This is a genomic window from Pseudomonas sp. 05N36 (genome assembly GCF_056397385.1).
Genome location: NZ_JBFTNH010000004.1, coordinates 306118 through 332998, shown reverse-complemented (window position 1 = coordinate 332998; position 26881 = coordinate 306118). Strand labels below are relative to the sequence as shown.

23 protein-coding genes are annotated in these 26881 nt (G+C 59.3%); 7 read left to right on the top strand and 16 right to left on the bottom strand.

Annotation, left to right across the window (positions count from 1 at the left end):
- Positions 1–2 precede the first annotated feature (2 nt).
- Positions 3–2693 (top strand): DEAD/DEAH box helicase, encoded by a 2691-nt coding sequence (locus AC1DIH_RS08200; RefSeq protein WP_477771311.1) that lies wholly within the window; start codon positions 3–5, stop codon positions 2691–2693.
- Positions 2694–2830: 137 nt separating this feature from the next.
- On the opposite strand, the gene AC1DIH_RS08195 is transcribed toward AC1DIH_RS08200, so the two are convergent.
- The 4 genes from AC1DIH_RS08195 to AC1DIH_RS08180 are packed head-to-tail and all read right to left on the bottom strand — an operon-like array spanning position 2831 to position 5496.
- Positions 2831–3568, bottom strand: coding sequence for an S-methyl-5'-thioinosine phosphorylase (locus tag AC1DIH_RS08195; RefSeq protein WP_103315332.1), 738 nt, complete (start codon positions 3566–3568; stop codon positions 2831–2833).
- A gap of 12 nt (positions 3569–3580) precedes the next feature.
- The gene (nagZ, locus tag AC1DIH_RS08190) at positions 3581–4579 is read right to left on the bottom strand and encodes a beta-N-acetylhexosaminidase (protein ID WP_477771342.1); all 999 of its coding nucleotides are present in this window, start codon (positions 4577–4579) and stop codon (positions 3581–3583) included.
- Between the two features lie 8 nt (positions 4580–4587).
- Positions 4588–4740 carry a hypothetical protein gene (locus tag AC1DIH_RS08185; protein WP_477771310.1) on the bottom strand — a complete coding sequence of 51 codons (153 nt, stop codon included), beginning with the start codon at positions 4738–4740 and terminating at the stop codon, positions 4588–4590.
- A gap of 48 nt (positions 4741–4788) precedes the next feature.
- The gene (locus tag AC1DIH_RS08180; protein WP_054593186.1) at positions 4789–5496 is read right to left on the bottom strand and encodes a TetR/AcrR family transcriptional regulator; all 708 of its coding nucleotides are present in this window, start codon (positions 5494–5496) and stop codon (positions 4789–4791) included.
- 252 nt (positions 5497–5748) lie between these two features.
- Here AC1DIH_RS08180 and lexA point away from each other — a divergent pair, with 252 nt between their 5' ends.
- On the top strand, positions 5749–6357 hold the full coding sequence (gene lexA / locus AC1DIH_RS08175; protein WP_019692743.1) for a transcriptional repressor LexA: 609 nt from the start codon (positions 5749–5751) through the stop codon (positions 6355–6357).
- A 10-nt stretch (positions 6358–6367) separates the two neighbouring features.
- Positions 6368–6841 (top strand): SOS-induced cell division inhibitor SulA, encoded by a 474-nt coding sequence (gene sulA / locus AC1DIH_RS08170; RefSeq protein WP_477771309.1) that lies wholly within the window; start codon positions 6368–6370, stop codon positions 6839–6841.
- A 105-nt stretch (positions 6842–6946) separates the two neighbouring features.
- On the opposite strand, the gene AC1DIH_RS08165 is transcribed toward sulA, so the two are convergent.
- The 7 genes from AC1DIH_RS08165 to AC1DIH_RS08135 form a co-directional block, all read right to left on the bottom strand.
- Positions 6947–7180, bottom strand: coding sequence for a hypothetical protein (locus AC1DIH_RS08165; RefSeq protein ID WP_477771308.1), 234 nt, complete (start codon positions 7178–7180; stop codon positions 6947–6949).
- A 151-nt stretch (positions 7181–7331) separates the two neighbouring features.
- Entirely contained in the window at positions 7332–7856 is a 525-nt protein-coding gene (locus AC1DIH_RS08160; protein ID WP_477771307.1) for a DUF6586 family protein, read from the bottom strand.
- Between the two features lie 143 nt (positions 7857–7999).
- Positions 8000–10621, bottom strand: a complete 2622-nt coding sequence (gene topA / locus AC1DIH_RS08155) for a type I DNA topoisomerase (protein WP_477771306.1) — start codon at positions 10619–10621, stop codon at positions 8000–8002.
- A 114-nt stretch (positions 10622–10735) separates the two neighbouring features.
- Positions 10736–10972, bottom strand: a complete 237-nt coding sequence (locus tag AC1DIH_RS08150; protein ID WP_477771305.1) for a DUF1653 domain-containing protein — start codon at positions 10970–10972, stop codon at positions 10736–10738.
- Positions 10973–11072: 100 nt separating this feature from the next.
- Complete coding sequence (gene fadA, locus AC1DIH_RS08145) at positions 11073–12248, bottom strand: acetyl-CoA C-acyltransferase FadA (RefSeq protein WP_019692749.1); 1176 nt, start codon at positions 12246–12248, stop codon at positions 11073–11075.
- Between the two features lie 30 nt (positions 12249–12278).
- Positions 12279–14426: a fatty acid oxidation complex subunit alpha FadB gene (gene fadB, locus AC1DIH_RS08140; RefSeq protein ID WP_477771304.1), complete on the bottom strand. Its 2148-nt coding sequence runs from the start codon at positions 14424–14426 to the stop codon at positions 12279–12281.
- A gap of 524 nt (positions 14427–14950) precedes the next feature.
- Entirely contained in the window at positions 14951–15388 is a 438-nt protein-coding gene (locus AC1DIH_RS08135) for a hypothetical protein (RefSeq protein ID WP_477771303.1), read from the bottom strand.
- Positions 15389–15492: 104 nt separating this feature from the next.
- Between AC1DIH_RS08135 and AC1DIH_RS08130 the strand changes: the two genes are divergently transcribed.
- Positions 15493–15930 carry a universal stress protein gene (locus tag AC1DIH_RS08130; protein WP_427544752.1) on the top strand — a complete coding sequence of 146 codons (438 nt, stop codon included), beginning with the start codon at positions 15493–15495 and terminating at the stop codon, positions 15928–15930.
- 195 nt (positions 15931–16125) lie between these two features.
- Here AC1DIH_RS08130 and AC1DIH_RS08125 read toward each other — a convergent pair whose 3' ends face one another.
- On the bottom strand, positions 16126–18042 hold the full coding sequence (locus tag AC1DIH_RS08125) for an ATP-binding cassette domain-containing protein (RefSeq protein ID WP_477771302.1): 1917 nt from the start codon (positions 18040–18042) through the stop codon (positions 16126–16128).
- Between the two features lie 204 nt (positions 18043–18246).
- On the opposite strand from AC1DIH_RS08125, the gene AC1DIH_RS08120 reads away from it, so the two are divergent.
- The gene (locus tag AC1DIH_RS08120) at positions 18247–20175 is read left to right on the top strand and encodes a transglycosylase SLT domain-containing protein (protein ID WP_477771301.1); all 1929 of its coding nucleotides are present in this window, start codon (positions 18247–18249) and stop codon (positions 20173–20175) included.
- 13 nt (positions 20176–20188) lie between these two features.
- Here the strand turns inward: AC1DIH_RS08120 and AC1DIH_RS08115 are convergent, their stop codons facing one another.
- Entirely contained in the window at positions 20189–21985 is a 1797-nt protein-coding gene (locus AC1DIH_RS08115) for an ABC transporter transmembrane domain-containing protein (protein ID WP_477771300.1), read from the bottom strand.
- A 258-nt stretch (positions 21986–22243) separates the two neighbouring features.
- Here AC1DIH_RS08115 and AC1DIH_RS08110 point away from each other — a divergent pair, with 258 nt between their 5' ends.
- Entirely contained in the window at positions 22244–22423 is a 180-nt protein-coding gene (locus AC1DIH_RS08110; RefSeq protein WP_477771299.1) for a PA1571 family protein, read from the top strand.
- Between the two features lie 174 nt (positions 22424–22597).
- On the opposite strand, the gene pdxB is transcribed toward AC1DIH_RS08110, so the two are convergent.
- Positions 22598–23740 (bottom strand): 4-phosphoerythronate dehydrogenase PdxB, encoded by a 1143-nt coding sequence (pdxB, locus tag AC1DIH_RS08105; RefSeq protein ID WP_477771298.1) that lies wholly within the window; start codon positions 23738–23740, stop codon positions 22598–22600.
- 148 nt (positions 23741–23888) lie between these two features.
- On the opposite strand from pdxB, the gene AC1DIH_RS08100 reads away from it, so the two are divergent.
- Positions 23889–25298, top strand: coding sequence for an MATE family efflux transporter (locus AC1DIH_RS08100; RefSeq protein ID WP_477771297.1), 1410 nt, complete (start codon positions 23889–23891; stop codon positions 25296–25298).
- A 49-nt stretch (positions 25299–25347) separates the two neighbouring features.
- Here AC1DIH_RS08100 and tusA read toward each other — a convergent pair whose 3' ends face one another.
- Both tusA and rlmM read right to left on the bottom strand, forming a co-directional pair.
- Positions 25348–25599, bottom strand: coding sequence for a sulfurtransferase TusA (gene tusA / locus AC1DIH_RS08095; RefSeq protein WP_477766381.1), 252 nt, complete (start codon positions 25597–25599; stop codon positions 25348–25350).
- Between the two features lie 168 nt (positions 25600–25767).
- Positions 25768–26841 (bottom strand): 23S rRNA (cytidine(2498)-2'-O)-methyltransferase RlmM, encoded by a 1074-nt coding sequence (rlmM, locus tag AC1DIH_RS08090; RefSeq protein WP_477771296.1) that lies wholly within the window; start codon positions 26839–26841, stop codon positions 25768–25770.
- Between the last annotated feature and the right edge of the window lie 40 nt (positions 26842–26881).

The window sequence follows — 26881 nt, the reverse complement described above, 5'->3', positions numbered from 1 at the left end:
CCATGCCCGCAAACCTGAGCAAACCCCTGGCCCCCTCATGGGTCAGCCGATTCAAGGAACAAAGTCTGGAGCGTGGCCGCCGCTACGCACTGGAAAATCGTGTCAGGATCGTCGAGGCCGGCGACAGCACCATCACCGCCAGTTGCGAAGGCTCTGGCGGCAATGTTTACCGCCAGACCATTACGCTGCGCGAATCCACCAAAGGCACTCTGTTACTGGTCGATGCAACGTGCAGTTGCCCGGTGCGCGTCAACTGCAAGCATTGCGCTGCAGTGCTGCTCAAAGTCCAGGAAACCCTTGAGTACCCGGCCGCCACCAAAGACGCCGAGCTGCTGGAAAAACTTCAGGCGGTGCTTGAAAACCGTACGCCCGCACCTTTGCCACAACTGCTGGTGGACAACGTGCAACCGGTGCCGCGCCTGTGGCTGGCGAGCATCGAGTTCAGCGCGTTCGAACCACGCAACGGCAAAATGCAGCGCTATATCCAGCACCGTGCCGCGCTGTCGTTCAACTATCTGGATGAATACGTCAGCGGGCAGAAAAATGCCGACATCCTGATCCGACAGGAACAGCAAACGCTACGAATCAAACGCCAGCCAGACGTCGAAAAAGCCTACCGGGAACAGCTGCGAATCCTCGGATTCAGAGTGGCGACCCGCCAAAGCAAAGCCTTGCCGGAAAGCGCTGGCGAACTTTACGAGATGGTCAACGACAGCGCCTGGCTGACGTTCACCCTCAATGAGCTGCCCAAGTTGCGCACCCAAGGCTGGGAGCTGCAGATTGACGAAGACTTCGGCTTTGACCTGACGGCGGTCGATGACTGGTACGCCACGGTCGAAGAAGCACCGGAGCGCGACTGGTTTGATCTGGAGCTGGGGATTATCGTCAATGGCGAGCGCCTGAGCCTGCTGCCGATCCTGCTGAACCTGATGCGCTCGCACACCGAGATTCTCAACCCGGAACGCCTGGCCAGACGCCGCGACGATGAGTTGATCCTGGTGAACATCCCGCACCGTCCGAACTCCGAATACGGCCCGTTGCAGGTCGCGCTGCCGCTCGGCCGTTTAAAGCCGGTACTGGCGACCCTTGGCGAGTTTTACCTGCAAGAGCCCGGCGAAACCCGGTTGCGACTGAGCAGCGCCGATGCCATCCGCCTGAATCCGCTGGAAGACATGCCCCTGCTTTGGGAAGGTGGCGAGCATATCCGCACCTTCGCCCAGCGCCTGCGTGACATCAAGGATTACACCACCGAGGCACCCGAAGGGCTGAACGCCACATTACGGCCCTATCAGCTTGAAGGCTTGAGCTGGATGCAGTCGCTGCGGCAACTGGAAGTCGGCGGCATCCTTGCGGACGACATGGGCCTGGGCAAAACCCTACAGACCCTGGCGCATGTGCTGACCGAGAAAAACGCCGGCCGCCTGGACCGGCCGTGCATGGTGGTAATGCCCACCAGCCTGATTCCCAACTGGCTCGACGAAGCGGCGCACTTTGCTCCGCAACTCAACGTGCTGGCGCTGTATGGCACCGGACGTAAAAAACACTTCGAGCATTTGGCCAAATACGACCTGATCCTCACCACGTACGCGCTGCTGCCCAAGGATGTCGAACGCCTGGCAGCGCAGCCATTGCACGTGCTGGTGCTCGACGAAGCGCAATACATCAAGAACCCCAACAGCAAGGCCGCTCATGCGGCGCGGGAGCTCAATGCCCGCCAGCGCCTGTGCCTGAGCGGCACGCCGCTGGAAAATCACCTGGGCGAGCTGTGGTCACTGTTTCACTTCTTGCTGCCCGGCTGGCTCGGCGACGTCAAAAGCTTCAATCGCGATTACCGCGTACCGATCGAAAAACGCGCCAGCGACGTACGACTGCAACACCTGAACGGTCGGATCAAACCGTTCCTGCTGCGTCGAACCAAGGAACAGGTCGCCACCGAACTGCCGCCGAAAACCGAGATCGTCCATTGGGTCGAGCTCAACGAGGCGCAGCGCGACGTTTACGAAACCATGCGCCTGGCCATGGACAAGAAAGTCCGCGACGAGATCACCCGCAAAGGCGTGGCGCGCAGTCAGATCATCATTCTTGAAGCGTTGCTCAAGCTACGGCAGGTGTGCTGCGACCTGCGGCTGGTCAATGAGGCCGCCCTGCCGACGCGCGGCAGCACCTCGGGCAAGCTCGACAGTCTGATGGAGATGCTTGAGGAACTGTTCGAAGAAGGCCGAAAGATCCTGCTGTTTTCACAGTTCACCTCGATGCTGTCGCTGATCGAAGACGAGCTGAATAAACGCGGCATCGCTTACGCACTGCTGACCGGGCAAACCCGCGATCGACGCACGCCGGTGAAAGATTTCCAGAGCGGCAAGCGTCAGATTTTCCTGATCAGCCTGAAGGCAGGCGGTGTTGGCCTGAACCTGACGGAAGCCGACACAGTGATTCACTATGATCCGTGGTGGAACCCGGCGACGGAAAACCAGGCCACCGACCGCGCTTACCGGATAGGCCAGGAGAAGCCGGTGTTCGTCTACAAGATGATTGCTCGCGGTACCGTCGAAGAGAAAATCCAGCACCTGCAAAAGGAAAAGTCCGACCTCGCGGCTGGCGTACTGGATGGGCGCTCGACCGGGGACTGGAAGCTGCAGAGCGACGATATTGAGGCGTTGTTTGCGCCGCTGCCGGACAAATCGAAGATTTAGCGGCGACTGCGAAATCGCCATCGCGAGCAGGCTCGCTCCCACCCGGGATCGCATAACGACATAAAATTCTCGGCACACATTGATCTAATGTGGGAGCGAGCCTGCTCGCGATGGGGTCGACTCGGTGTAACGGATACTCAGCCCTTCAACACCCGCGCCAATGTCGACTTCACCTTGCCCATCCCGTCATGCAGCGCCTGCTCGATTTCAGCCATGGTAATCACTGCCGTCGACTTGCCCGCCGCCGGGTTCACCACCAGCGCCAGACACGCATAATCCAGCTCCAGTTCGCGAGCCAACGCCGCTTCCGGCATACCGGTCATGCCGACGATATCGCAGCCATCACGCTCCAGACGGGCGATCTCGGCAACGGTTTCCAGCCGTGGGCCCTGAGTGCAGGCATACACACCGTGACTGCTGTAGGCACAGCCTTCAGCCGCCAACGCCGCAATCAACTGCTCGCGCAATGGTTCGCTGTAGGGATAGCTGAAATCGATGTGGGTGACCTGCTCCAGGTCATCGGCAAAATAGGTGTGCTGGCGACCGCTGGTGTAATCGATCAATTGATGAGGCACGCAGAAATGCCCGGTGCCCATGGCGGCATGAATCCCACCGACTGCATTGACCGCCAGAATCGCCTGCGCGCCTGCCTGCTTCAATGCCCACAGGTTGGCCCGATAATTCACCTGATGCGGCGGAAAACGGTGCGGATGGCCGTGACGGGCGAGAAACAGCACTTCACGTCCGGCGTATTCACCGACCTGGATCTCGGCCGATGGTGCGCCGTACGGCGTGTCCAGAGCCAATGACTGGCGAATGCTCAAGCCTTCGAGCTGGGTCAGGCCGGTGCCACCGATAATCGCGTAAACCGTCATTGCAAAAAGTCCTTAATCAATCAGTTGGGCATCTTTGAGCGCGCCAAGGGCAACAAGCCAACGCGGGTCCTGCCGGTAATCGGTGCTGGCGAACGACTGGCTGCGCATCCGCGCGATGCGTGCAGACGGCGTGACCTTCAGGCGTTGAGCTGCGCTCAGTGCCAGCTCGGCGGCCGCACGGTCATTGCATACCAGCCCCATGTCGCAACCTGCAGACAGTGCCGCCTCGATCCGGCTGGCGGCGTCGCCGACCACGTGGGCACCGGCCATCGACAGATCGTCACTGAAGATCACCCCGTCAAACTGCAATTCGCCACGCAGGATGTCCTGCAACCAGCGGCGTGAGAAGCCGGCGGGCTGCGAGTCAACCTGCGGGTAGATCACGTGAGCAGGCATCACCGCCGCCAGCTGCTTGCTCAAGCGTGCGAACGGTACGAGGTCCTTGGTGCGGATTTCCTCGAGACTGCGCTCGTCATTCGGAATCGCGACATGCGAATCGGCCTCCGCCCAGCCATGGCCAGGGAAGTGCTTGCCGGTAGCCGCCATGCCGGCGCTGTTCATGCCGCGAATGAACGACCCCGCCAGCAAGGCCGCACGTTCCGGATCACCTTCGAACGAACGGGTACCGACCACGGCACTGCGCTGATAGTCGAGGTCCAGCACCGGGGCGAAGCTCAAGTCGAGGCCCACGGCCAGCACTTCAGTCGCCATGATCCAGCCACACTGCTCGGCCAGGTATTCGGCGTTCGGGTTGTCAGCAATCGCCCGCATGGCTGGCAGACGCACGAAGCCCTGACGCAGGCGCTGCACCCGGCCGCCCTCCTGGTCCACCGCCAACAGCAGGTCGGGACGCACCGCGCGGATCGACGCACTCAACTCACGAACCTGACGCGGATGCTCGATATTGCGCGCAAAAATGATCAGGCCGCCCACTTCGGGCTGACGCAACAGTTGGCGATCTTCAGCCGTCAGCCAGGTACCGGCGACGTCCACCATCAACGAGCCTTGCAGGCCAGCAGTCATAGAAATTCCTTGATAACGAAAAGCGCGCGCGGCGCATCTTTGAAGAGCCCGGCCCGATGCAGACACACGACTTCGCCGCCAAGGGCGATGCCCGGCGGAACGCGGTCGGTAAAAGAGAAATCGAGCGGGTCTGAAACGAGAGTCGGCATGGGCGGCTAGCTTAGCGGATGTAAGCGGCCGCGCCCACCCGTGAGCCGTTAAACCTTGGCGGCGACGGGTGCCGACTTGCTGCGAGGACGCAACTGGGCCGACGCCATGGCCTCGTCGGTTACGCCGGTTTCTGCGCGCATGCCAGCGGCCAGGAACGGCACCATCAGACGCATCACCTGCTCGATCGAGGTGTTCACCCCGAAATCGGTCTCGGCGATAGCGCGCAAGGCCTTGATCCCCGACATGCTGAATGCCGCTGCGCCGAGCATGAAGTGCACGCGCCAGAACAGTTCGATAGGCGGAATACGCGGTGCGGCTTCATTGACCAGCAACATGTAACGACGGAATACCTTGCCGTACATGTCTTCCAGGTAACGCCGCAAGTGCCCCTGGCTCTGGCTGAATGCCAGCCCCAACAGGCGCATGAAGATAGACAGGTCATTGCCGCTGCGTGGCTGCACCACGAGGGCTTGTTCGACGAGGATTTCCAGCAGCTCTTCAAGGCTCGGCTTGCTGTCCGGCTTGGCCTGACGGCGCTCCAGCTCACGATCGAGGCTGATGCAGAAAGGCCCAAGAAAACGCGAGAAGACCGCTTGAATCAGGGCCTTCTTCGAGCCGAAATGATAATTCACCGCCGCCAGATTGACCCCAGCCTTGCTGGTGATCAACCGCAATGAGGTTTCGGCAAAACCTTTTTCCGCGAACAACTGCTCGGCAGCATCGAGAATGCGTTCAACGGTTTCCGACTGGGCCATGGCTACTCCGCCTGACAAACACTTGTTTGAAACATACGTTTCAGCCTGGGCCTTGTCAAGCCTGCCTGTTCGTTTTGCGAACGGTCGGTCAGCTATTTAACCATACAAGTCGGGAGCTGTAGCCAGTCCTACAGACTGCGAGCAGACGATCTTCAAACCGACCGTCCAGCGGTCGGATAAAAAAGGAGGATTGCCAAGACCACTCCACTGTATATAATCCCAGTCACTGTATAAAAAGACAGAGCGATCGACATGCTAAAACTGACGCCACGCCAAGCTGAGATTCTGGCTTTTATCAAACGTTGCCTCGAAGACAACGGTTATCCGCCGACCCGCGCAGAAATCGCCCTGGAGCTTGGCTTCAAGTCGCCCAATGCAGCTGAAGAACACCTCAAGGCACTGGCACGCAAGGGCGCAATCGAAATGACGCCCGGAGCCTCACGCGGCATTCGCATCCCGGGCTTCGAAGCCAAGGCCGACGAGTCCACCCTGCCCATCATTGGCCGGGTTGCTGCCGGCGCTCCGATTCTCGCTCAACAGCACATCGAAGAATCCTGCAACATCAACCCTTCCTTCTTCCATCCACGCGCCGACTATTTGTTGCGTGTTCACGGCATGAGCATGAAGGACGTGGGGATTTTCGACGGCGACCTGCTCGCCGTGCACACCACGCGCGAAGCCCGTAACGGCCAGATCGTGGTTGCGCGGATCGGCGACGAAGTGACCGTCAAGCGCTTCAAGCGCGACGGCAGCAAGGTCTGGCTGATTGCCGAAAACCCCGAGTTTGCCCCGATTGAAGTGAACCTGAAAGATCAGGACCTGGTGATCGAAGGCTTGAGCGTCGGCGTCATTCGCCGCTAAAGGAGGCGTTATGCAGTTCCCTCACACACCACAGCACACACAACTTCCGCTGTTCGAAGCGTTCATGGCACAGCCATTGGCGCCGATTCTCAAAGACGTGGTCGAGACACCCTGGAGCGCGGAACCCGAAGTGTTCAGTGAGCTGTCATTGCGTGGTGCGGCTGGGAGCTGCCTGAACCTTCTGGCCCCCATCCTCAGAGAGCTGAGCCAGGACAAGGACGCTCGCTGGCTGACGCTGATCGCTCCGCCTGCCAGCCTGACTCAAGCCTGGCTGCGAGATGCCGGCCTGAACCGCGAACGCATTCTGTTGCTGCAACCACGGGGAACACAAAGCGCCCAGCAATTGGCTTGCGAAGCCTTGCGCTTGGGCCGCAGTCACACCGTTGTGAGTTGGCTGAACCCGTTGAGCTCCAGCGCGCGCCAACAGCTGATCAGCGCCGCCCGTACCGGGGATGCTCAAAGTCTGAATATTCGGCTGGGCTAAGTGACACGCACTGTGCACCTGAAGGCGCAGGGCTTCTCCAGGACAGAGAAGCCAATCTGTAACCTTGATATGAAATGATGCCCTACGGAAAGCCGACGAACGGAATCAATGAAGAATCCGCGGCCCTTCTTCTTTGTCGAATTCGCCTTCAACCAAGCGTCCAGCCATCTGCACACCCACGCTCAACATCGCCTTGGCGACTTCAACGTGCTGGCCMTGCAGGAACGCCTTGGCGTCTTCAGAGAAGTCCAAAGTCACCAGAGAACCCTCGTCCTCAGCTCTGCGCAGTTCAATACGACCGTCTGGCAGTTCGACAATTTCTAGAAAGGACGTTGGCATAAAGGTCTGTTCTCCACGAAAGGCGGGGATTATATAGTCATCAGCGCAGCTTCGCTCGGGATCTTGACCGGATGCACATCACCGAAACCGATGCTGAAGATCATCCCTGATCCATGGCCTGTCCTGAACGCTCAGCATTCAGGACAGAGACTCAGCACTCATTCAACCCTTCGCGAAACCGAATCGCCAGTTCTTTGAGGTTCTGGCGCCAGCTTTCCAGCTCTTCTCGACTCAACTCTTCAGGCGTCTCTTCCTCATCGAGGTTAACCGCCATGATCAGCGGCTGGGTCACATCGCCCTTCGGCTTGTGTGGCACGCGTGGCGGCTGAAACAGTGCGGCATGGGCAGCCAGAAGTTTCGCCAGCCAGGTTTCAGGATTGTTCGCCAACTCGACCATCTCCGCCATCTCCGGAATAGCGATGGTTTCGAGCACTTCCCGAGTCAGCAGCAATTCCGCTCGCGGTGCATTGGCCTGAGGCAAGCGGTAGAAACCGGCAATTTCATGACACAGGCCCAGCAGAGCGCCGTACAAATGAAACAACGCTGACTCACGCCCGGCCTGGATCAGCGCCAGGGAGTTCATCGCCCGCCCCTCTTCCGCTCGGGCCAGCGCCTCAAGCGACAGACCGGCAAAGTAAATTTTCTGATTGGTACGGGTATAGAGCTCAAAGGCCATGACGGCAGTCTCCACAACGAAATAAGGCGCGTGATGCAGGTCTGACAGTGTCATGGATCGGACAAGCTGACCGCAAGCAAAAAACAAAAGGCCGCATGAAAACCCGGGGGTTCGCATGCGGCCTTTTGCATCACATTGCCCGGTTACTTGGCAACGCGCTTGTCTTCAACCACCCACTTACCGCCGTCGTAGAACGCCTTCCAACCAGTAGGCTTGCCCTCGACCTCGGTCTGCACATATTGCTCCTTGGTCTTGCGGCTGTAACGGATCACCGCGGGGAGACCATCTGGATCCTTCTTCGGCGCTTCGCAGAGGAAGTGGTACTTCGGATCGATCTCATCCTTGTGCGGCACGATCTCGATCACCAGCGGAGCACGGGTCTCGCGGTTTTTCGGGAACTGGCTCGCCGCCAGGAACAGCCCGGAAGCACCGTCACGCAAAATGTAGGTGTCGTTGACCTTCTCGCACTTGAGCTCGGGCATCTTCACCGGATCCATCTTCGGTGGCGCCGCATCACCGCTCTTCAGCAGTTTGCGGGTGTTCTTGCAGGTCGCGTTGGTGCATCCGAAGAACTTGCCGAAACGACCCGTCTTCAACTGCATTTCACTGCCGCACTTATCGCACTCCAGGCTCGGTCCTTCGTAGCCCTTGATGCGATAGCTGCCTTCTTCGATCTCGTAGCCTGCGCAATCCGGGTTGTTACCGCAGATGTGCAGCTTGCGCTTCTCATCCAGCAGGTAAGCGTCCATCGCGGTGCTGCAGATCGGGCAGCGATGCTTGCCGCGCAACACCAAAGATTCCGACTCACCCTCGTCGTCCGCAGCGATTTCATCGCCCGGCACCAGGTTGACAGTGGCCTTGCAGCGTTCTTTTGGTGGCAGGCTGTAGCCCGAGCAACCAAGGAACACACCAGTCGATGCGGTACGAATCTGCATCGGACGACCACAGGTAAGGCACGGGATGTCGGTCATGACCGGCTGGTTGGCACGCATGCCGTTTTCCGCGCCCTCGGCTACTTCGAGTTTCTTCTTGAAGTCGCCGTAGAACTCGTCCAGCACGTTTTTCCAGTCACGCCCACCCTGGGCGACGTCATCGAGGTTCTCTTCCATGCCGGCGGTGAAGCCGTAGTCCATCAGGTTCGAGAAGCTTTCAGACAGACGCTCGGTGACGATGTCACCCATCTTTTCCGAGTAGAAACGACGGTTGTGCAGCGCGACGTAACCGCGGTCCTGGATGGTCGAAATGATCGCCGCATAGGTCGAAGGACGACCGATACCGCGCTTTTCCATTTCCTTGACCAGGCTCGCTTCCGAGTAACGCGCCGGCGGCTTGGTAAAATGCTGGCTTGGATCAAGCTTGATCAGCTTCAGCACATCGCCCTGCGCCATGTCCGGCAACACATCGTCGTCGCCTGGCTTGGCCATTTGCGGCATGACGCGGGTGTAACCGTCGAACTTCAGGATGCGGCCCTTGGCGCGCAGCTCGAAGCCGCTGGCAGCGACGCTGACGGTGGTCGACAGGTATTTCGCAGGCAGCATCTGGCACGCGACGAATTGGCGCCAGATCAGCTCGTAGAGACGCTCAGCATCACGCTCCATACCCGACAGCTTGCTTGGATCGGTATTCACGTCAGAAGGACGAATCGCTTCGTGAGCTTCTTGCGCGCCTTCCTTGCTGCTGTAGACGTTCGGTGTTTCCGGCAGGTACTTGCTGCCGAACTCACCTTCAATATAAGTACGCGCCATCGCCACGGCATCAGCCGAGAGGTTGGTCGAGTCGGTACGCATGTAAGTGATGTAGCCAGCTTCGTACAGACGCTGGGCCATCATCATGGTTTTTTTCACGCCGAAGCCCAGGCGGTTACTGGCAGCCTGTTGCAGGGTGGACGTGATGAACGGTGCCGACGGCTTGCTGCTGGTCGGTTTGTCTTCGCGCTTGGCGATGGTGTAGCTGGAAGCCTTGAGCTTCTCCAGCGCAGCCATGGCCTGGGCTTCGTTGAGCGGCTTGAAGGCTTCGCCGTTTTCACGGGCCACTTCAAAACGCACATTGGCGCCCTTGGCAGTGCCGAGGTCAGCGTGAACTTCCCAATACTCTTCGGGGTTGAACGCACGAATTTCGCGCTCACGCTCCACCACCAGCTTCACGGCTACCGATTGCACACGGCCAGCAGACAGACCGCGAGCGATCTTGGCCCACAGCAGCGGCGAAACCATGTAACCCACCACGCGGTCGAGGAAGCGACGCGCCTGCTGGGCATTGACCCGATCGATGTCCAGCTCGCCCGGCTGGGAGAAGGCTTCCTGAATCGCCTTCTTGGTGATTTCGTTGAACACCACGCGCTTGTAGCGGCTGTCATCACCACCGATGGCTTCGCGCAGGTGCCAGGCAATGGCTTCCCCCTCGCGATCCAAGTCGGTTGCGAGATAGATGGTGTCAGCATCTTTGGCGAGCCGGCGCAGCTCTTCGATGACCTTTTCCTTGCCCGGGAGGATCTCGTACTTGGCTTTCCAGCCATGATCGGGATCGACACCCATGCGCGAGACCAGCTGCTTGCGCGCCTTTTCTTTAGGCGACAGCGCCGGCGCTTCACCAGCAGCAGCCTTGCCACGCTTGGCAGCAGGCTCTTTGCTGGCGCTAGCCGAACCGCTGGTGGGCAGGTCTCGGATATGGCCGATACTCGACTTCACCACGTATTGGTTACCCAGATACTTGTTGATGGTCTTGGCCTTAGCCGGGGATTCCACAATGACCAGCGATTTGCCCATGGATCAGAAAATTCCTGAATTCTAGAAGTGAAAGGCGGTTGGCGCCTGACGCGGCACCGCTATATATAGTGGCAACAAGGTGAGGTCAAGCGCAGGGTTCTGCGCGCGCTCAGCTTATGGCCTTGAAAAAAGACTTGGTTCGGCCTGCACCAAAGCAAAGCGTGGGACCTGTTCGCCGTCAACTTCGACCGTTTCCAGGAACATGCTCAAGGGACGCACCCAAAAGCCGTAATCGCCATACAGGGCTTGGTAGAAGACCACTTCTTCTTCGGTCTCGGAATGCCGCGCAACACTGAATACGCGGTACTGCGGACCTTTGTAATGCTGGTAGAGCCCTGGTTGTATCGGCATGGTCTGGCCCTCACTCAAATCACTTGAAATAAAAAACAAAAAAAATCTTCAGAAAAACAAAAACCGGGGCACTTGGCCCCGGCTTCCGTCGACGAATCGCTTAAACGCGTTCGAAAACGGTGGCAATGCCCTGGCCGAGGCCAATGCACATGGTCGATACACCGAAGGTGCCGCCATTCTGCTTCATTACATTGAGCAGCGTGCCGGAGATACGTGCACCGGAGCAACCGAATGGGTGGCCCAGGGCGATCGCGCCGCCGTGCAGGTTAACCTTCTCGTTCATCTTGTCGAGCACTTTCAAATCTTTCAGCACTGGCAGGGCCTGTGCAGCGAAAGCTTCGTTGAGTTCGAAGAAGTCGATATCGGCAATACCCAGACCTGCACGCTTCAGTGCTTTCTGTGTCGCCGGTACTGGACCATAGCCCATGATCGCCGGATCCACACCTGCCACTGCCATCGAGCGGATCACCGCCATCGGCTGGATGCCCAGGTCCTGTGCACGCTGCGCCGACATCACGATCATGCACGAAGCACCATCGGTGATCTGCGACGAAGTACCGGCTGTCACGGTGCCACCCTTTGGATTGAACGCCGGCTTCAACGCCGCCAGGCTTTCCAGGGTAGTTTCCGGACGGATGGTTTCGTCGTAGTCGAACAGTTTCAGGAAACCGTTCTCGTCGTAACCCTGCATCGGGATGATTTCGTCTTTGAACTTGCCTTCCACCGTCGCTTTATGGGCGAGTTGGTGGGAGCGCACGCCGAAGGCATCTTGCTGCTCACGGGTAATGCCGTGCATTTTGCCGAGCATTTCAGCGGTCAGGCCCATCATGCCCGAGGCTTTCGCCGCGTACAGCGACATGTGCGGGTTCGGATCGACACCGTGCATCATGCTCACGTGACCCATATGCTCGACGCCGCCAACCACGAACACGTCACCATTACCGGTCATGATCGCTTGCGCTGCGGTGTGCAATGCACTCATCGACGAGCCACACAGGCGACTGACGGTCTGGCCGGCAGCCGTGTGCGGGATCTGAGTCATCAAGGACGCCATGCGGGCGATGTTCCAGCCCTGCTCCAGGGTCTGGTTCACGCAGCCCCAGATCACGTCTTCGACTTCGCTCGGGTCGACCTTGACGTTGCGTTCCAGCAATTTGCTGATCAGGTGCGCCGACATGTCTTCGGCGCGGGTGTTGCGGTGCATGCCGCCCTTGGAGCGGCCCATCGGAGTACGACCGAAGTCGACAATCACGACGTCTCTAGGATTCAAGCTCATATAATTTCACTCTCGCTCTAGTGTGGGCGCTTAACCGAAGAAGCTCTGGCCGTTTTGGGCCATCTCGCGCAGCTTCGCGGTCGGGTGGTACAGCGCGCCCAAATCAGCGTACTGGTCAGCCAGGGCAACGAACTCTGCAACACCGATTGCGTCGATGTAGCGCAGTGCACCGCCACGGAATGGAGGGAAACCAATACCGTAGACCAGGCCCATGTCGGCTTCGGCAGCGGTTTCGACGATGCCGTCTTCCAGGCAACGCACGGTTTCCAGGCACAGCGGGATCATCATCCAGTTGATGATGTCTTCGTCGGTCACTTCACGCTGTTCGAAGACGATTGGCTTGAGCACTTCGAGTACCGACGGATCGGCTACTTTCTTCTGTTTGCCGCGCTTGTCGGTCTCGTAGGCGTAGAAGCCCTTGCCGTTCTTCTGGCCCAGGCGCTTGGCTTCGTAGAGCACGTCCACCGCCGAACGACGGTCGTCTTTCATACGATCCGGGAAGCCTTCAGCCATCACGTCGCGACCGTGGTGACCGGTGTCGATACCGACCACGTCCATCAGGTACGCCGGACCCATTGGCCAGCCGAACTTTTCCATGATCTTGTCGATACGGACGAAGTCCACACCGGCGCTGACCAACTTGGCGAAACCGCCGAAGTACGGGAACAGAACGCGGTTGACCAGGAAGCCCGGGCAGTCGTTGACGACGATCGGGTTCTTGCCCATTTTCTTGGCGTAGGCAACGGTGGTGGCAACGGCCAGCTCGCTGGACTTCTCGCCACGAATGACTTCAACCAGCGGCATCATGTGCACCGGGTTGAAGAAGTGCATGCCGACGAAGTTTTCCGGACGCTTGAGGGCCTTGGCCAACAGGCTGATGGAAATGGTCGAGGTGTTCGACGCGAGGATGGTGCCCTCTTTGACCTGGTCTTCGACTTCAGCCAATACCGCTTGCTTGACCTTAGGGTTCTCGACAACGGCTTCGACCACCAGATCGACGTGACCGAAATCACCGTAGGACAGGGTTGGACGAATGCCGTTGAGCACTTCGGCCATTTTGGCTGCGGTCATGCGGCCTTTATCAACGCGGCCAACCAGCAGTTTCGCGGCTTCCGCCAGCCCCTGCTCGATACCGTGCTCGTTGATGTCCTTCATCAGGATTGGCGTGCCTTTGGACGCCGACTGATAAGCGATACCGCCACCCATGATACCGGCGCCGAGTACGGCAGCCTGTTTCACGTCCTTGGCGATTTCGTCGTAGGCCTTGGCTTTTTTCTTCAGCTCCTGATCGTTCAGGAACAGACCGATCAAGCTCTGCGCAGCAGAGGTCTTGGCCAGTTTGACGAAGCCGGCGGCTTCAACTTCCAGAGCCTTGTCGCGACCGAAGTTCGCGGCTTTCTGGATCGTCTTGATCGCTTCAACCGGTGCCGGGTAGTTCGGACCAGCCTGACCAGCCACAAAACCTTTGGCGGTTTCGAAAGCCATCATTTGCTCGATGGCGTTCAGCTTGAGCTTTTCCAGCTTCGGCTGACGCTTGGCCTTGTAATCGAACTCGCCGGAAATGGCGCGCTTGATCAGCTCCAGGGCTGCTTCCTGCAGCTTCTCTGGAGCGACCACCGCATCGACTGCGCCGACTTTCAGCGCGTCTTCCGGACGGTTTTCCTTACCAGCGGCAATCCACTCGATGGCGTTGTCGGCACCGATGATCCGCGGCAGGCGAACGGTACCGCCGAAGCCTGGGTAGATGCCCAGTTTGACTTCCGGCAGACCGATCTTGGCCGTGGTGGACATGACGCGGTAGTCCGCCGCCAGGCACATTTCCAGACCGCCACCCAAAGCGATGCCGTTGATCGCGGCCACGGTTGGAACATTGAGGTCTTCGAAATCGCTGAAAATCTTGTTGGCTTCGAGGTTGCCAGCAACCAGCTCTGCATCCGGCAGCTTGAAGTTGTCGACGAATTCGGTGATGTCGGCACCGACGATGAATACGTCCTTGCCACTGCTGACGATCACACCCTTGACCGACGCATCTGCCTTGATGGCGTCTACGGCCGAACGCAGCTCGTTCAGGGTTAGACGGTTGAACTTGTTGACGGACTCACCCTTGAGGTCGAATTTCAATTCGACGATGCCACTTTCAAGAGCCTTAACCGTGATGGCTTTACCTTCGTAAATCATCAACTGATCTCCACGATATGGAAGCTGAACAGTACACGTCGGACGCTGACGTTCTGGCTCGGCATGGACGTTACCGTCGATGCTAATGCCATTCCACCAGGCACACCCGCCAACGCGATAGTCGGGATTCTGTAGGAGCCGTCTGTAATACAAACGCTCAATTCATACGCCCGTTTGATTTGGGTACGCCACCTTCACGGAATTTCCGACAATTGTCAATCGCCCAAAAGACGGGTTATCACTCGACTTTGCAGTCATATCCGTACCACGAAGACCTGCAACACGCGGATGCATGTGCAACTATTCATAGAATCAATATTTAGAAACGTCGCCCTAATTACCGGCGCAACTCGAAATACAAGCTACGCTGGCCGGGGACATTAAACGAAAAACAGAAGCGCTTATGGCGAACGCCAAGCGCAAGATCGGCGCCGCGCTCGAGATAGCGCGACGATTCAGCGAATTACCGGCCTGCCTGGCCACTCCAGCCCGATGATGATGTCGGGCTTTTTATTGCCGGTTGTTCAAGCCAGCGCCTTGAGGACAGCATCAATCTGTTGCAACACCTCGGCCTCGCCCCGTTCCCCCCAATACAAGGTGATCATTTGCTTGTCGGCCTCAACCTTGTAGACGTTGGCCGGCAACTTCCGGAAATGAATCAGCAATGACTCATCCTGACAAACCTCTCGCCATTGATTGACCCACACACCCGGCGCACTTTGCCAATAGATCCAGCACGCCGGCTGATTGCCCCGTCGCGGCCGATGGTATTGCGCACACGGGCTGGGCGGCGCCGGCTCCAGCCAATGCGGCCACTCCTGCGGTGCCAACTGCATGGCCAGGCCAATACGCCGCGCCTCCATGCGCAAGGCCATCTGCCCCCCCTGTTTACGCGAAGGCCGCAGCCATGCCAGCGGGCTCAGCACCACTGCAAGGATTGACACCACTATCCAGACCGTCATATCTGTACTCCCGATTCTTGATGGGCGGATTGATCCCTGTCAGAACCAATCCGCTTGAAACCAGCCATACTTACCGTTATCGCAATCCTCAGGAGGAGCACCTCATGCCCTACCACCATATTCTGGTCGCCGTAGATCTAACCGAAGAGTGCGATCCTGTGATTCACCGTGCTCGCGAGTTATCGGTCAGCAACGGTGCCAAATTGTCCCTGGTTCATATTGTCGAACCGATGGCCATGGCCTTTGGTGGTGACGTGCCGATGGACCTGTCGCAATTGCAGCAACAGCAATTCGACCAGGCCAAGGAGCGCCTCGATCGTCTGATCAACAAGTATCCTGAACTTTCCAAAGAATACAGCCACCTGACCTATGGTCAGCCACGCCAGGAAATCCATCATATGGCCAAGGAACAGGAGTGCGACCTGATCGTCGTGGGCAGTCATGGTCGCCACGGCCTCGCACTGCTGCTGGGTTCCACCGCCAATGACGTGCTGCATGGTGCGCCTTGCGATGTGCTGGCGGTGCGCCTGATCAAAAGCTAAAACCCGTAACCCTGTGGGAGCGAGCCTGCTCGCGATGGCGGCTTGTCAGTCAACATTGATTTCGACCGACAGGGCCTCATCGCGAGCAGGCTCGTTCCCACATTGAATCTATTTCGGTCTGCAGATCGTTTTGCATATGAAAAGCCCGACGTTCAGCGATGAACGTCGGGCTTTTTTACATCAGCAACGGATCAATCAGGCATCCAGCTCGGCCCAGCGCTCGACCAACACGTCAAGTTCCGCTTGCAGTTGCTCAAGCTGCGCGATGACCTTGGCGGTTTCGGCAGCAGGACGTTGATAGAAACCGGCATCGGCCATTTCGGTTTGCACCTTGGCGATCTGCTGTTCCTTGGCATCGATATCGCCCGGCAGCGCTTCCAGCTCACGCTGCAGCTTGTAGCTGAGCTTTTTCTTGGCCACTGGTGCTTCTTGAGCCACCACGGGTGCAGGCGCCGCAGTGACGACTGCAGAGTTCAGGTCGGCCTTGCCGGACTTGCTCTCGGTCACGCCCAACAGGCGCGGCGAGCCGCCCTGACGCAGCCAGTCCTGATAACCACCGACGTATTCGCGAACCTTGCCTTCACCTTCGAAGACCAGGGTGCTGGTCACCACGTTGTCGAGGAATGCCCGGTCGTGACTGACCATCAGCACGGTGCCGTTGAAGGTCAGCAAGACCTCTTCCAGCAGCTCGAGGGTTTCCACGTCGAGGTCGTTGGTCGGTTCGTCGAGGACCAGCAGGTTGGCCGGCTTGCTGAACAACTTGGCCAGCAACAGACGCGCACGCTCACCACCGGACAACGCCTTGACCGGCGTACGGGCACGCTGCGGGCTGAACAGGAAGTCGCCGAGGTAGCTCAGCACGTGACGGCTCTGACCGTCGATATCGATAAAGTCTCGACCTTCGGCGACGTTGTCGATCACGGTCTTTTCCAGATCCAGCTGATGGCGCAGCTGGTCGAAATAGGCCACATCGATGCGAGTGCCCTCTTCAACCGTACCGCTGGTCGGCTGCAAGCCGTTGAGCATCAGCTTCAGCAAGGTGGTTTTGCCGGTACCGTTGGCGCCCAGCAGACCGATACGGTCGCCGCGCTGCAAGACCATGGAGAAATCCTTGATCAGGAACGGGCCATCCGGGTGGGCGAAGCTGACGTTCTCGAGGACCATCACCTGCTTGCCGGACTTGTCAGCGGTATCCAGCTGAATGTTGGCCTTGCCGGTGCGCTCACGACGCTCGCTACGCTCGACGCGCAGCGCCTTGAGGGCGCGAACGCGACCTTCGTTACGGGTACGACGAGCCTTGATACCCTGGCGGATCCAGACTTCTTCCTGGGCCAGCTTCTTGTCGAACAACGCGTTGGCGGTTTCTTCAGCGGCCAGCGTGGCTTCCTTGTGAACGAGGAAGCTGGCGTAGTCGCCGTTCCAGTCGATCAGGCCGCCGCGGTCCAGTTCCAGGATGCGGGTGGCCAGGTTTTGCAGGAAAGAACGGTCGTGCGTGATGAACAGCACGGCGCCCTGGAAATCCTTCAACGCTTCTTCGAGCCAGGCGATGGCACCGATGTCCAGGTGGTTGGTCGGTTCGTCGAGCAGCAGCAGATCCGGTTCCGAAACCAGGGCCTGCGCCAGCAGGACGCGACGGCGCCAGCCGCCGGACAATTCGGCGAGGGTTTTGTCAGCCGGCAATTGCAGGCGGCTCAGGGTACTGTCGACCAATTGCTGCAAACGCCAGCCATCGCGAGCTTCGAGGTCGTGCTGGACGTGCATCAGTTTGTCCAGATCAGCATCGGTCACGATGTTCTGGCTCAGGTGGTGATACTGCGCGAGCAGCTCGCCCACACCGTCCAGGCCTTCGGCCACCACGTCGAACACTGTCCGCTCGTCGGCCACCGGCAATTCTTGCGGTAATTCGCCGATCTTGAGGCCTGGTGCGCGCCAGACGGAGCCGTCATCAGGCTTCTGATCGCCTTTGACCAGCTTCATCATGCTGGATTTGCCAGTGCCGTTGCGGCCGATGATGCACACCCGCTCACCACGGGCGATCTGCCAGGACACCTTGTCCAACAACGGCATAGCGCCGAAAGCAAGGGACACATCGCTGAATTTGAGCAGGGTCATGAGCTTCTCCAAAAACCGGGCGCGCATTCTACCTGACTTGCGACGTCAGAAGGCCGGCATTTTCAATGTCGAAACACTCTTTGTTGCGATCTTGTACCAACGAGCGGGCAAAGCTTTCACCGGCTGCTGGCAAAAGGCTAAGCTATAAATAATCAGTGCTCGCATGTGCAGGCACTTGTCGTGTTTTTTCTGCCCGGATGTCTCATGCGCAGTCGCCTCTTCAGTTTTTTATCCTGCTTGCTTCTTTCTGCCGCTGCCGTTCAATCCGCCCAGGCGGTGGACCTGTCCACCCAACGCCAATATTACGACGAAGCCAAGCGCGCCTTGGCCAAAGGTGATACCGGCCCGTATTTTCGCTACAGCCAGGAGCTGAGCGATTACCCGCTGGAGCCGTATCTGGCCTATGACGAGTTGACAGCGCGCCTGAAAACCGCGAGCAACGATGAGATCGAAAGATTCCTCGCCGAGCACGGCGACCTGCCGCAAGCCAACTGGATGAAATTGCGCTGGTTGCGCTGGCTGGCTGAACGGGGTGACTGGTCGACCTTCGTCAAATACTACGACCCCAAACTCAATTTCACCGAACTGGACTGCCTCAATGCGCAATACCAGATCGGTCACAACCTCAAGTCCGAAGGTTACGCCAACGCTGACAAACTCTGGCTGACCGGCAAATCCCAGCCTGAAACCTGCGACTCGTTGTTTGCGCAATGGGCCGCCGAAGGCCAACTGACCGAACAGAAACGCTGGGAACGCCTCAAACTCGCCGCTCACGCACGCAACTATGCGCTGGCCAACAGTTTGATCAACAACATGACCACCCTGGCATCGCGTGGGCGTTTGTTGGTAGACGTCGCGCAAAGACCCGAAATGCTCGACCAGCCTTCGCGCTTCACCCCGGCCGATGAAGCCATGTCTGACATTGTCAGTCTTGGCCTGCGCCGCTTCGCGCGCCAGGATCCGGACCGGGCGATGGCCCTGCTCGACAGCTATGCCGTCAGCATGCATTTCTCTCGCGACGAAAAGGTCGCCATCGCCCGTGAAATCGGCCTGACCCTGGCCCGTCGTTTCGACAGCCGCGCCCTTGATGTCATGACCAAGTATGACCCGGAGTTGCGCGACAACACCGTATCCGAATGGCGCTTGCGCTTGCTGTTGCGCCTGGCGCGCTGGGACGAAGCCTATCAGTTGACCAGCCGCCTGCCACAGGATCTGGCCCTTACCAATCGCTGGCGCTACTGGAAGGCCCGTAGCCTGGAGCTGGCCCAGCCGCAAAACCCGGAAGCGCAAACCCTGTACAAGAGTCTGGCGCGTGAGCGTGACTTCTACGGATTCCTTGCCGCCGACCGCTCGCAATCACCGTATTCGCTGGTCAACAAACCGCTGATGTTGAGCCCGGCGCTGATCAACAAGGTTCGCAATACCCCGGGCATACGTCGGGCGCTGGAATTCCTTGCCCGCGGGCAAATCGTCGACGGGCGCCGCGAGTGGTACCACGTCAGCCGCCACTTCAGCCGTGATGAAATGGTTGCCCAGGCAAAACTGGCGTACGACCTGAAATGGTATTTCCCGGCGATCCGCACCATCAGCCAGGCGCAGTACTGGGATGACCTGGACATTCGCTTCCCGATGGCCCACCGCGACACCCTGGTGCGTGAAGCCAAGGTCCGCGGTTTGCATTCAAGCTGGGTGTTCGCCATTACCCGCCAGGAAAGTGCCTTCATGGACGACGCCCGCTCCGGCGTCGGTGCCAGTGGCCTGATGCAGTTGATGCCCGGCACCGCCAAGGAAACCGCGCGCAAGTTCAGTATTCCGCTGGCCTCGCCGCAGCAAGTGCTGGACCCGGACAAGAATATCCAGCTCGGCGCTGCCTACCTGAGTCAGGTCCACAGTCAGTTCAACGGCAACCGTGTCCTGGCCACCGCCGCCTACAACGCCGGCCCCGGCCGTGTTCGCCAGTGGCTAAGCGGTGCCAACCACCTGAGCTTCGATGTCTGGGTCGAAAGCATCCCGTTCGATGAAACCCGCCAGTACGTACAGAACGTGCTGTCCTACTCGGTGATCTACGGCCAGAAGCTCAACTCACCGCAGCCGCTGGTGGATTGGCAAGAGCGGTATTTCGACGATCAATAACCGGTAATACCGGTTATGTAGGCGCTGCCGAAGGTTCGCCGTCTTCGGCGGCGCCTACAAACTGCAACGCCGCCAACCGCGCATACAGCGCATTGCTGGCGATCAGTTCGTGGTGCGTACCCACCGCGACCAGCTTTCCCTGGTCCATCACTGCGATCCGGTCGGCGTTCTTTACCGTGGCCAGGCGATGGGCGATGACCAGTGTGGTGCGGTTTTTCATCAAGCGGGGCAGTGCTTGCTGGATCAGGTGTTCACTTTGCGCATCGAGGGCGCTGGTCGCTTCGTCCAGCAGCAGGATCGGTGCATCCACCAATAACGCCCGGGCGATGGCCAGGCGCTGACGCTGACCGCCGGAAAGTCCGAGACCACCGTCACCCAGATGCGTCTGGTAGCCATCAGGCATTTTTTCGATGAAGTCGTGGGCGTAGGCAATCTTCGCCGCTTCCTGGACCTGGGCCAGGGTTGCCGAGGGTTTGCCATAGCGGATGTTCTCTTCGATACTGCCGAAGAACAGCGCCGGGTTTTGCGATACCAGCGCGAAACAACGGCGCAAATCCATAGGATCGAGTTGGGTCAGCGGCACGCCATCGAGCTGGATGCGGCCCGCGATCGGATCGTAAAAGCGCAGCAGCAGGTCATAAACCGTCGACTTGCCGGCCCCTGAAGGCCCGACCAGCGCGAGGGTTTCGCCGGCCTTGATGGCCAGGCTCAAACCATCGATAGCGTAGCTTTCGGGCCGTGACGGGTAGGAAAAACGCAGATCTTCGAGCAGCAAATCGCCACGCACCCGATCAGGCAAAGTCACTTGCCCCGAGACCGGTGGCCGGATGATGTTTTCCGAGCGCAGCAACTCGGCAATTCGTTCAGCCGCACCGGCCGCCCGCTGCAACTCGCCAATCACTTCGCTCAAGGTGCCAAAGGCACTGCCGACGATCAGGCTGTAGAACACGAACGCCGCCAGCTCACCCGCAGAAATGCGCCCGGCCATCACGTCCATGCCGCCGACCCACAGCATCACCGCCACCGCCCCCAGCACCAGCATGATCACCAGGGTAATCAGCCAAGCGCGCTGGATGATACGTTTGCGTGCGGTGTCGAAAGCCTCTTCCACAGTGACGGCGAAGCGCTGTTCGTCCTGCACCTGGTGGTTGTAGGCCTGCACGGTCTTGATCTGGCCAAGAGACTCCGACACATAGCTGCCGATATCGGCAATGCGATCCTGACTCAAGCGCGACAGGCGGCGAACCCGGCGACCGAAGATCAGAATCGGTGCGATCACCAACGGCAGCGTCACCACCACAATGCTGGTGAGTTTCGGGTTGGTGATAAACAGCAGCACGACTCCACCGATGACCATCAGCAAATTGCGCAGGAACAGCGACAGCGACGAGCCGATCACCGATTGCAGCAGCGTGGTATCGGCCGTCAGGCGCGACTGGATCTCGGAGCTGCGGTTGTTCTCGTAGAACCCCGGGTGCAGGTAAATCAAATGATTGAACACCTGTTGACGGATATCGGCCACGCAACGCTCACCGATCCACGACACTAGGTAAAAACGCATGAAAGTGCCGATCGCAAGGCCCAACACCAGCAACATGAACACGCCGATGGACTGGTTGAGCAACTGCGGGGACTGGGTCATGAAGCCCTGATCCACCAGCAGGCGAATGCCCTGCCCCATGGACAAGGTAATACCGGCAGTGACGATCAGCGCCAGCAAGGCACCGAGCGCCTGCCAACGGTAAGGTGCAACAAAACGACTGGCCAGGCGAATCGCGCGGCGGTGACGGGCAGACAGCATCAGGATCATCCGAAAGCGCAAACTGAAAGAATCAACCTGGCCAAGCCTACACCGGTCGATCCGCCGCAACGCTGTAAATCACAATGAGTCAGGTTAAATATGACCGCTGACAATAGAGCCTAGATGTTATCGGTCTAAAGTCCGGCTAGAAGTCCGGGGTTATTTCTGATGGACTGGTATTGCCGCCTTGTCCCCTGTAGGGAGTTGTCACAGCTTGGTCATTTGGTGGTTCTACAGTAAACGCACAACCTGATGAGGAGACAGGCCATGTCCTTGCAAAACAGCAGCGATGACAAGATTCAAGTGATCCGCACCCAGCCACACCAGTCTCTGGGGTGCTCCATCATTGACGCTCAAGGGCGCGAAGTACCGATCACTGAAGAGATGATCCAGAGTGCGTGCCGCGAACTGGAACAACGGTTGGTCAAGCCTGCCAAGCAAGATTGATACATCGCCTCACGTCTTCCGACCCGGCCCCTTGGCCGGGTTTTTTATTGCCAGTTTGAAAGTAATGTCGTTTGTCAGGGCCTCATCGCGAGCAGGCTCGCTCCCACAGTGGATTGTCGGTGTTCACAAACCCCTGTGGGAGCGAGCCTGCTCGCGATGAGGTCGACTCGATCCCTAGACGACCACTGCCCCCAGCGCCGCCACCATTTGTCGCAACGCCGGCGACTCCCCCTCAATGCGCACCTTCAGCCCGTCAATCTCACGCCGCTCAGGGTAATGCTTGCGCAACAAGTCAAACGCCGTGCGCTGTTCGGCACCGCTGACCACCAGGCTGCGGCGGAAGTCCGCGTCATCACGACGCGGGTCGTACACGCCACGGCAGACCATCGCCAAGGCCCAGGCCGGATCACAACTGGCGTTCAAGTGGACTTGCGCCAGCCAGGGTGCCGGCAACAGCTCATCAAGAGTGACCTTTGCGGGTTGCCCGAGGAACTGGCAAAACGCCTGATAGATCTGCGCAGTCCCGCGCTGCTTGCCGTCGAGGCTGTAACCGGCGATATGCGGGGTGGCGATCACACACAGCTCGGCCAAGCCGATATCAACGCTCGGCTCGCCTTCCCACACGTCCAGCACCGCTTGCAGGTCTTCGCGCGCCAGCAGCACTTCACGCAGCGCAGTGTTGTCCACCACCGGACCACGGCTGGCATTGATCAGCCAGGCGCCAGGCTTGAGCTGGTTCAAGCGGTTTTGGTCAAACAGGTGCCAGGTCGAATGCTCGGCGTTGTTGCTCAACGGGGTGTGCAAACTGATAACGTCGCATTGCCCGATGATCTGCTCCAGGCTGACGAAGTCGCCGCCTTCGGCCGCCTGACGCGGCGGATCGCAGACCAGCACTTTCCAGCCCAGACCTTGCAGGACCTTGACCAGCCGACCACCGACTTCACCGGCACCGACCACCCCGTAAGTGCGCTCGGCCAGCTCGACACCTTCGATTTCGGCCAGGGTCAGCAGGCTGCCCAACACGTAGTCGACCACGCCCCGGGCATTGCAACCCGGTGCGCTGGACCAGGTGATGCCGGCCTGCTGGAAGTAGTCCAGATCCAGGTGATCCGTACCAATGGTGCAGGTGCCGACAAACCGCACATTGCTGCCTTCGAGCAAGTCGCGGTCGACGTTGGTCACCGAACGCACCAGCAGCACATCGGCCGCCTCGACCGTGGCGCGGTCGATGGAGCGTCCCGGTACACGGCGGATTTCGCCGAAACCTTCAAAGAACGAATCGAGCAGCGGGATATTTTCGTCGGCAACAATCAGCATGGCAGGCTCCTTTGGCGGATCGGCAGTGTAGCGCAGCTCCCGCGGGGAATGAGCTTTACAAATCCGCAACACTGCAATTTTCCTGACTGTGGCGTCAACGCGTAGAATGCGCCGCCCCGCGCATCAATCCCCTCTGGACGCTTCGCCTGTGAATTCCGTAACCGACAGCCTCACCGCTACGCCCCTCAATCGCCCGGCCCGGGTTCGCCTGGAGCTTAAAAACCTGCTTGGCCTGGCGCTGCCGATCATGATCGCGCAACTGGCAACCACTGCCATGGGCTTCGTCGATGCAGTGATGGCCGGCCGGGTCAGCCCACGGGATTTGGCGGCGGTGGCACTGGGTAATTCGATCTGGATTCCGATCTACCTGCTGATGACCGGGGTTCTGCTGGCCACCACCCCCAAGATCGCCCAACGCTTTGGCGCAAAGCAGCACGATGAGATCGCGCCTCTGGCACGCCAGGCCTTGTGGCTGGCACTCTGTGTCGGACTGATGGGCAGTGGCTTGCTGCTTGGCGCCGAGCCGATCCTGCACTGGATGAAAGTCGACCCGCAGTTGATTGAGCCGAGCATGGGCTACTTGCACGGTATCGCCTTCGGCTTTCCCGGCATTGCCTTCTACTACGTACTGCGCTGCTACAGCGATGCCATGGGCCGCACCCGTCCAAGCATGGTCATTGGCCTGGGTGGTTTATTGCTGAACATTCCAGTGAACTACGCGCTGATCTATGGCCATTTCGGCCTGCCGGCCCTCGGCGGCGTCGGTTGCGGCTGGGCCAGCGGCATCGTCATGTGGTTCATGGCGCTGAGCATGGCCGGCTGGACCCGCTGGGCGCCCTTCTATGCCCCCACGCGTGTGCTGGTACGTTTCGATCGTCCGCAGTGGGCGGTGATCAAACGTCTGGTCGGCATCGGCCTGCCGATCGGTATCGCGGTATTTGCCGAGTCCAGCATCTTTGCAGTCATCGCCCTGCTGATCGGCAGCCTCGGATCGACTGTCGTGGCCGGGCACCAGATCGCCCTGAACATCAGCTCGCTGCTGTTCATGATTCCTTATTCCCTGGGGATGGCGGTCACCGTACGCGTGGGTCAGGCGCTAGGGGCCGGGAACCCGTATCAGGCGAGCTTCGCGGCGAAGGTCGGCCTGGGCGCGGCGCTGGTGTTTGCCGCGTTCTCGGCGAGCCTGATTCTGCTCCTGCGCGAACCCATCGCCTCGATCTACACCGCCGACCAGACCGTCATCCAGATCGCCTCGATGCTGATCGTCTATGCCGCGCTGTACCAGTTTTCCGATGCTATCCAAGTGATCTGTGCCGGCGCCCTGCGCGGTTACCAGGACACCCGGGCGACCATGGTCCTGACGTTGTTCGCCTATTGGGGGATCGGCCTGCCGGTAGGGTACGTGCTGGGATTGACCGACTGGTTCGGCCCGGCCAGCGGCCCGAGCGGGCTGTGGGAAGGTCTGATTGCAGGCCTGAGCTGTGCGGCGCTGATGCTGTCGATTCGTCTGACGCGCAGTGCGCGCAAGCGAATCCGCATCAGTCGGGCAGCGAGTTAAGCGACGGTAAAAAGAAGGCCTGCAAACGCAGGCCTTTTTTTCGGGTCCGTTAATCGGACTTCTTGCGAATCCAGTACAGATAGGTCCCGGCATCTTCATGCTGTCCCACCAGTTCATGGTCCAGGAACACGCAGAACTTGGGAATGTCGCGACGGGTCGACGGGTCGGTGGCGATCACCTTGAGCAGGCCGCCAGGCACCAGGTCACGAATATGCTGGTGCAGCATCATCACCGGCTCCGGGCAATTGAGGCCGGTGGCGTCGAGGGTGCCGTCTACCGGCGTATTGATCATTTCACTCATGATTCACTCCTGAAACTGGCCGGCATTGTCGCGCAAAACCGGGTGTTCAGTCATCTGTGACATCTGTGGGAGCGAGCCTGCTCGCGATAGGGCCATCACATTCAATATCAATGTTGATTGTTACACCGCTATCGCGAGCAGGCTCGCTCCCACATGGGGCCGGGGGAATCAGCGGGTTTTCGGTTTCTTTACGTCATGCCGGCGCAAATGGCAGGTCACTTCTTCGCGGTCGTGGTACAGCTGTTTGCAGCCGATATCGACCCGAATGCCACGCGCCTTGAAGCCTTCTGCAATGCGCTCAAGCAAGCGCTTCACTTCAGCATAACGCTGCTTCATCGGCAGCTTCAGGTTGACCACCGCCTCGCGGCAATGCCCTTCGCCAATCCATTCTTCCAGCATCGCCGCGTTACGCGCCGGCTTCTCGACGATGTCGCAAACCATCCAGTCCACCGGCTGCTTGGGCTTGAAGGTAAAACCGTCCGCCATCAAGTGCTGAACCAGCCCGGTGTCCATCAGGCTTTCAGCCATCGGACCGTTATCGATCGCCGTCACCAGCATGCCGCGATTGACCAGTTGCCAGGTCCAGCCGCCCGGCGCGGCGCCAAGGTCGACACCAGTCATGTCGCTGTGCAGGCGCTCGTCCCACTGATCACGCGGAATGAAGTGGTGCCACGCCTCTTCCAGCTTCAGGGTCGAACGGCTGGGCGCTTCACGCGGGAACTTCAGGCGCGGAATGCCCATCGGCCACATCGCCGAGTTGTTGGCTTCGGCCAGGCCGACGAACACTTCACGACCGCTTTTGAAGGTCAGCAGCAAACGTGGCTTGCTGGCGTCTTCCACCAACTTGCCGGCGCCGCTCAGCGCCTTGCGCAGCGGGCCTTCGAATTTCTTGCAGAAGTTCGACAGCTCTTTGCCGTCGTTGGTGTCGACCACTTCCAGCCACAGGCTGCCACACGTCGGGAAGCTCGCCAGATGGGCGAGGATCACGCTGATGCGGTCGGTTTCCGGCAGATCGATGAAGATCCCGCGCGCCCATTGGCGCGGAAAAATCAGCTCGGCGAAACGCTGGCCGCGCATCAGGCGCTCGGCGCCATCTTCTTCGGTGCAGACAAACTCGGCGCAGGCACTGGCGGCTTTGGCCTTGGCATAACCGGCCACGTTCAGCCGCGCGGCGTGTTCGGAAATCTCGGAACAGACTTCGCCTTCGAAGCCCGGCCGGCAATGCATAAAGAGGGTGTTCATTCTTACTCCTGGGCAGATGGCGAGACATTCAACCACTGCG

Excerpts from the sequence above, each read along its gene's own strand:
- AC1DIH_RS08200 (WP_477771311.1), top strand. The coding sequence starts at position 3 with ATGCCCGCAAACCTGAGCAAACCCCTGGCCCCCTCATGGGTCAGCCGA.
- AC1DIH_RS08195 (WP_103315332.1), bottom strand. The coding sequence starts at position 3,568 with ATGACGGTTTACGCGATTATCGGTGGCACCGGCCTGACCCAGCTCGAA.
- AC1DIH_RS08185 (WP_477771310.1), bottom strand. The coding sequence starts at position 4,740 with ATGCCGACTCTCGTTTCAGACCCGCTCGATTTCTCTTTTACCGACCGC.
- AC1DIH_RS08180 (WP_054593186.1), bottom strand. The coding sequence starts at position 5,496 with ATGGCCCAGTCGGAAACCGTTGAACGCATTCTCGATGCTGCCGAGCAG.
- lexA (WP_019692743.1), top strand. The coding sequence starts at position 5,749 with ATGCTAAAACTGACGCCACGCCAAGCTGAGATTCTGGCTTTTATCAAA.
- sulA (WP_477771309.1), top strand. The coding sequence starts at position 6,368 with ATGCAGTTCCCTCACACACCACAGCACACACAACTTCCGCTGTTCGAA.
- AC1DIH_RS08160 (WP_477771307.1), bottom strand. The coding sequence starts at position 7,856 with ATGGCCTTTGAGCTCTATACCCGTACCAATCAGAAAATTTACTTTGCC.
- topA (WP_477771306.1), bottom strand. The coding sequence starts at position 10,621 with ATGGGCAAATCGCTGGTCATTGTGGAATCCCCGGCTAAGGCCAAGACC.
- AC1DIH_RS08150 (WP_477771305.1), bottom strand. The coding sequence starts at position 10,972 with ATGCCGATACAACCAGGGCTCTACCAGCATTACAAAGGTCCGCAGTAC.
- fadA (WP_019692749.1), bottom strand. The coding sequence starts at position 12,248 with ATGAGCTTGAATCCTAGAGACGTCGTGATTGTCGACTTCGGTCGTACT.
- fadB (WP_477771304.1), bottom strand. The coding sequence starts at position 14,426 with ATGATTTACGAAGGTAAAGCCATCACGGTTAAGGCTCTTGAAAGTGGC.
- AC1DIH_RS08135 (WP_477771303.1), bottom strand. The coding sequence starts at position 15,388 with ATGACGGTCTGGATAGTGGTGTCAATCCTTGCAGTGGTGCTGAGCCCG.
- AC1DIH_RS08130 (WP_427544752.1), top strand. The coding sequence starts at position 15,493 with ATGCCCTACCACCATATTCTGGTCGCCGTAGATCTAACCGAAGAGTGC.
- AC1DIH_RS08125 (WP_477771302.1), bottom strand. The coding sequence starts at position 18,042 with ATGACCCTGCTCAAATTCAGCGATGTGTCCCTTGCTTTCGGCGCTATG.
- AC1DIH_RS08120 (WP_477771301.1), top strand. The coding sequence starts at position 18,247 with ATGCGCAGTCGCCTCTTCAGTTTTTTATCCTGCTTGCTTCTTTCTGCC.
- AC1DIH_RS08115 (WP_477771300.1), bottom strand. The coding sequence starts at position 21,985 with ATGATCCTGATGCTGTCTGCCCGTCACCGCCGCGCGATTCGCCTGGCC.
- AC1DIH_RS08110 (WP_477771299.1), top strand. The coding sequence starts at position 22,244 with ATGTCCTTGCAAAACAGCAGCGATGACAAGATTCAAGTGATCCGCACC.
- pdxB (WP_477771298.1), bottom strand. The coding sequence starts at position 23,740 with ATGCTGATTGTTGCCGACGAAAATATCCCGCTGCTCGATTCGTTCTTT.
- tusA (WP_477766381.1), bottom strand. The coding sequence starts at position 25,599 with ATGAGTGAAATGATCAATACGCCGGTAGACGGCACCCTCGACGCCACC.
- rlmM (WP_477771296.1), bottom strand. The coding sequence starts at position 26,841 with ATGAACACCCTCTTTATGCATTGCCGGCCGGGCTTCGAAGGCGAAGTC.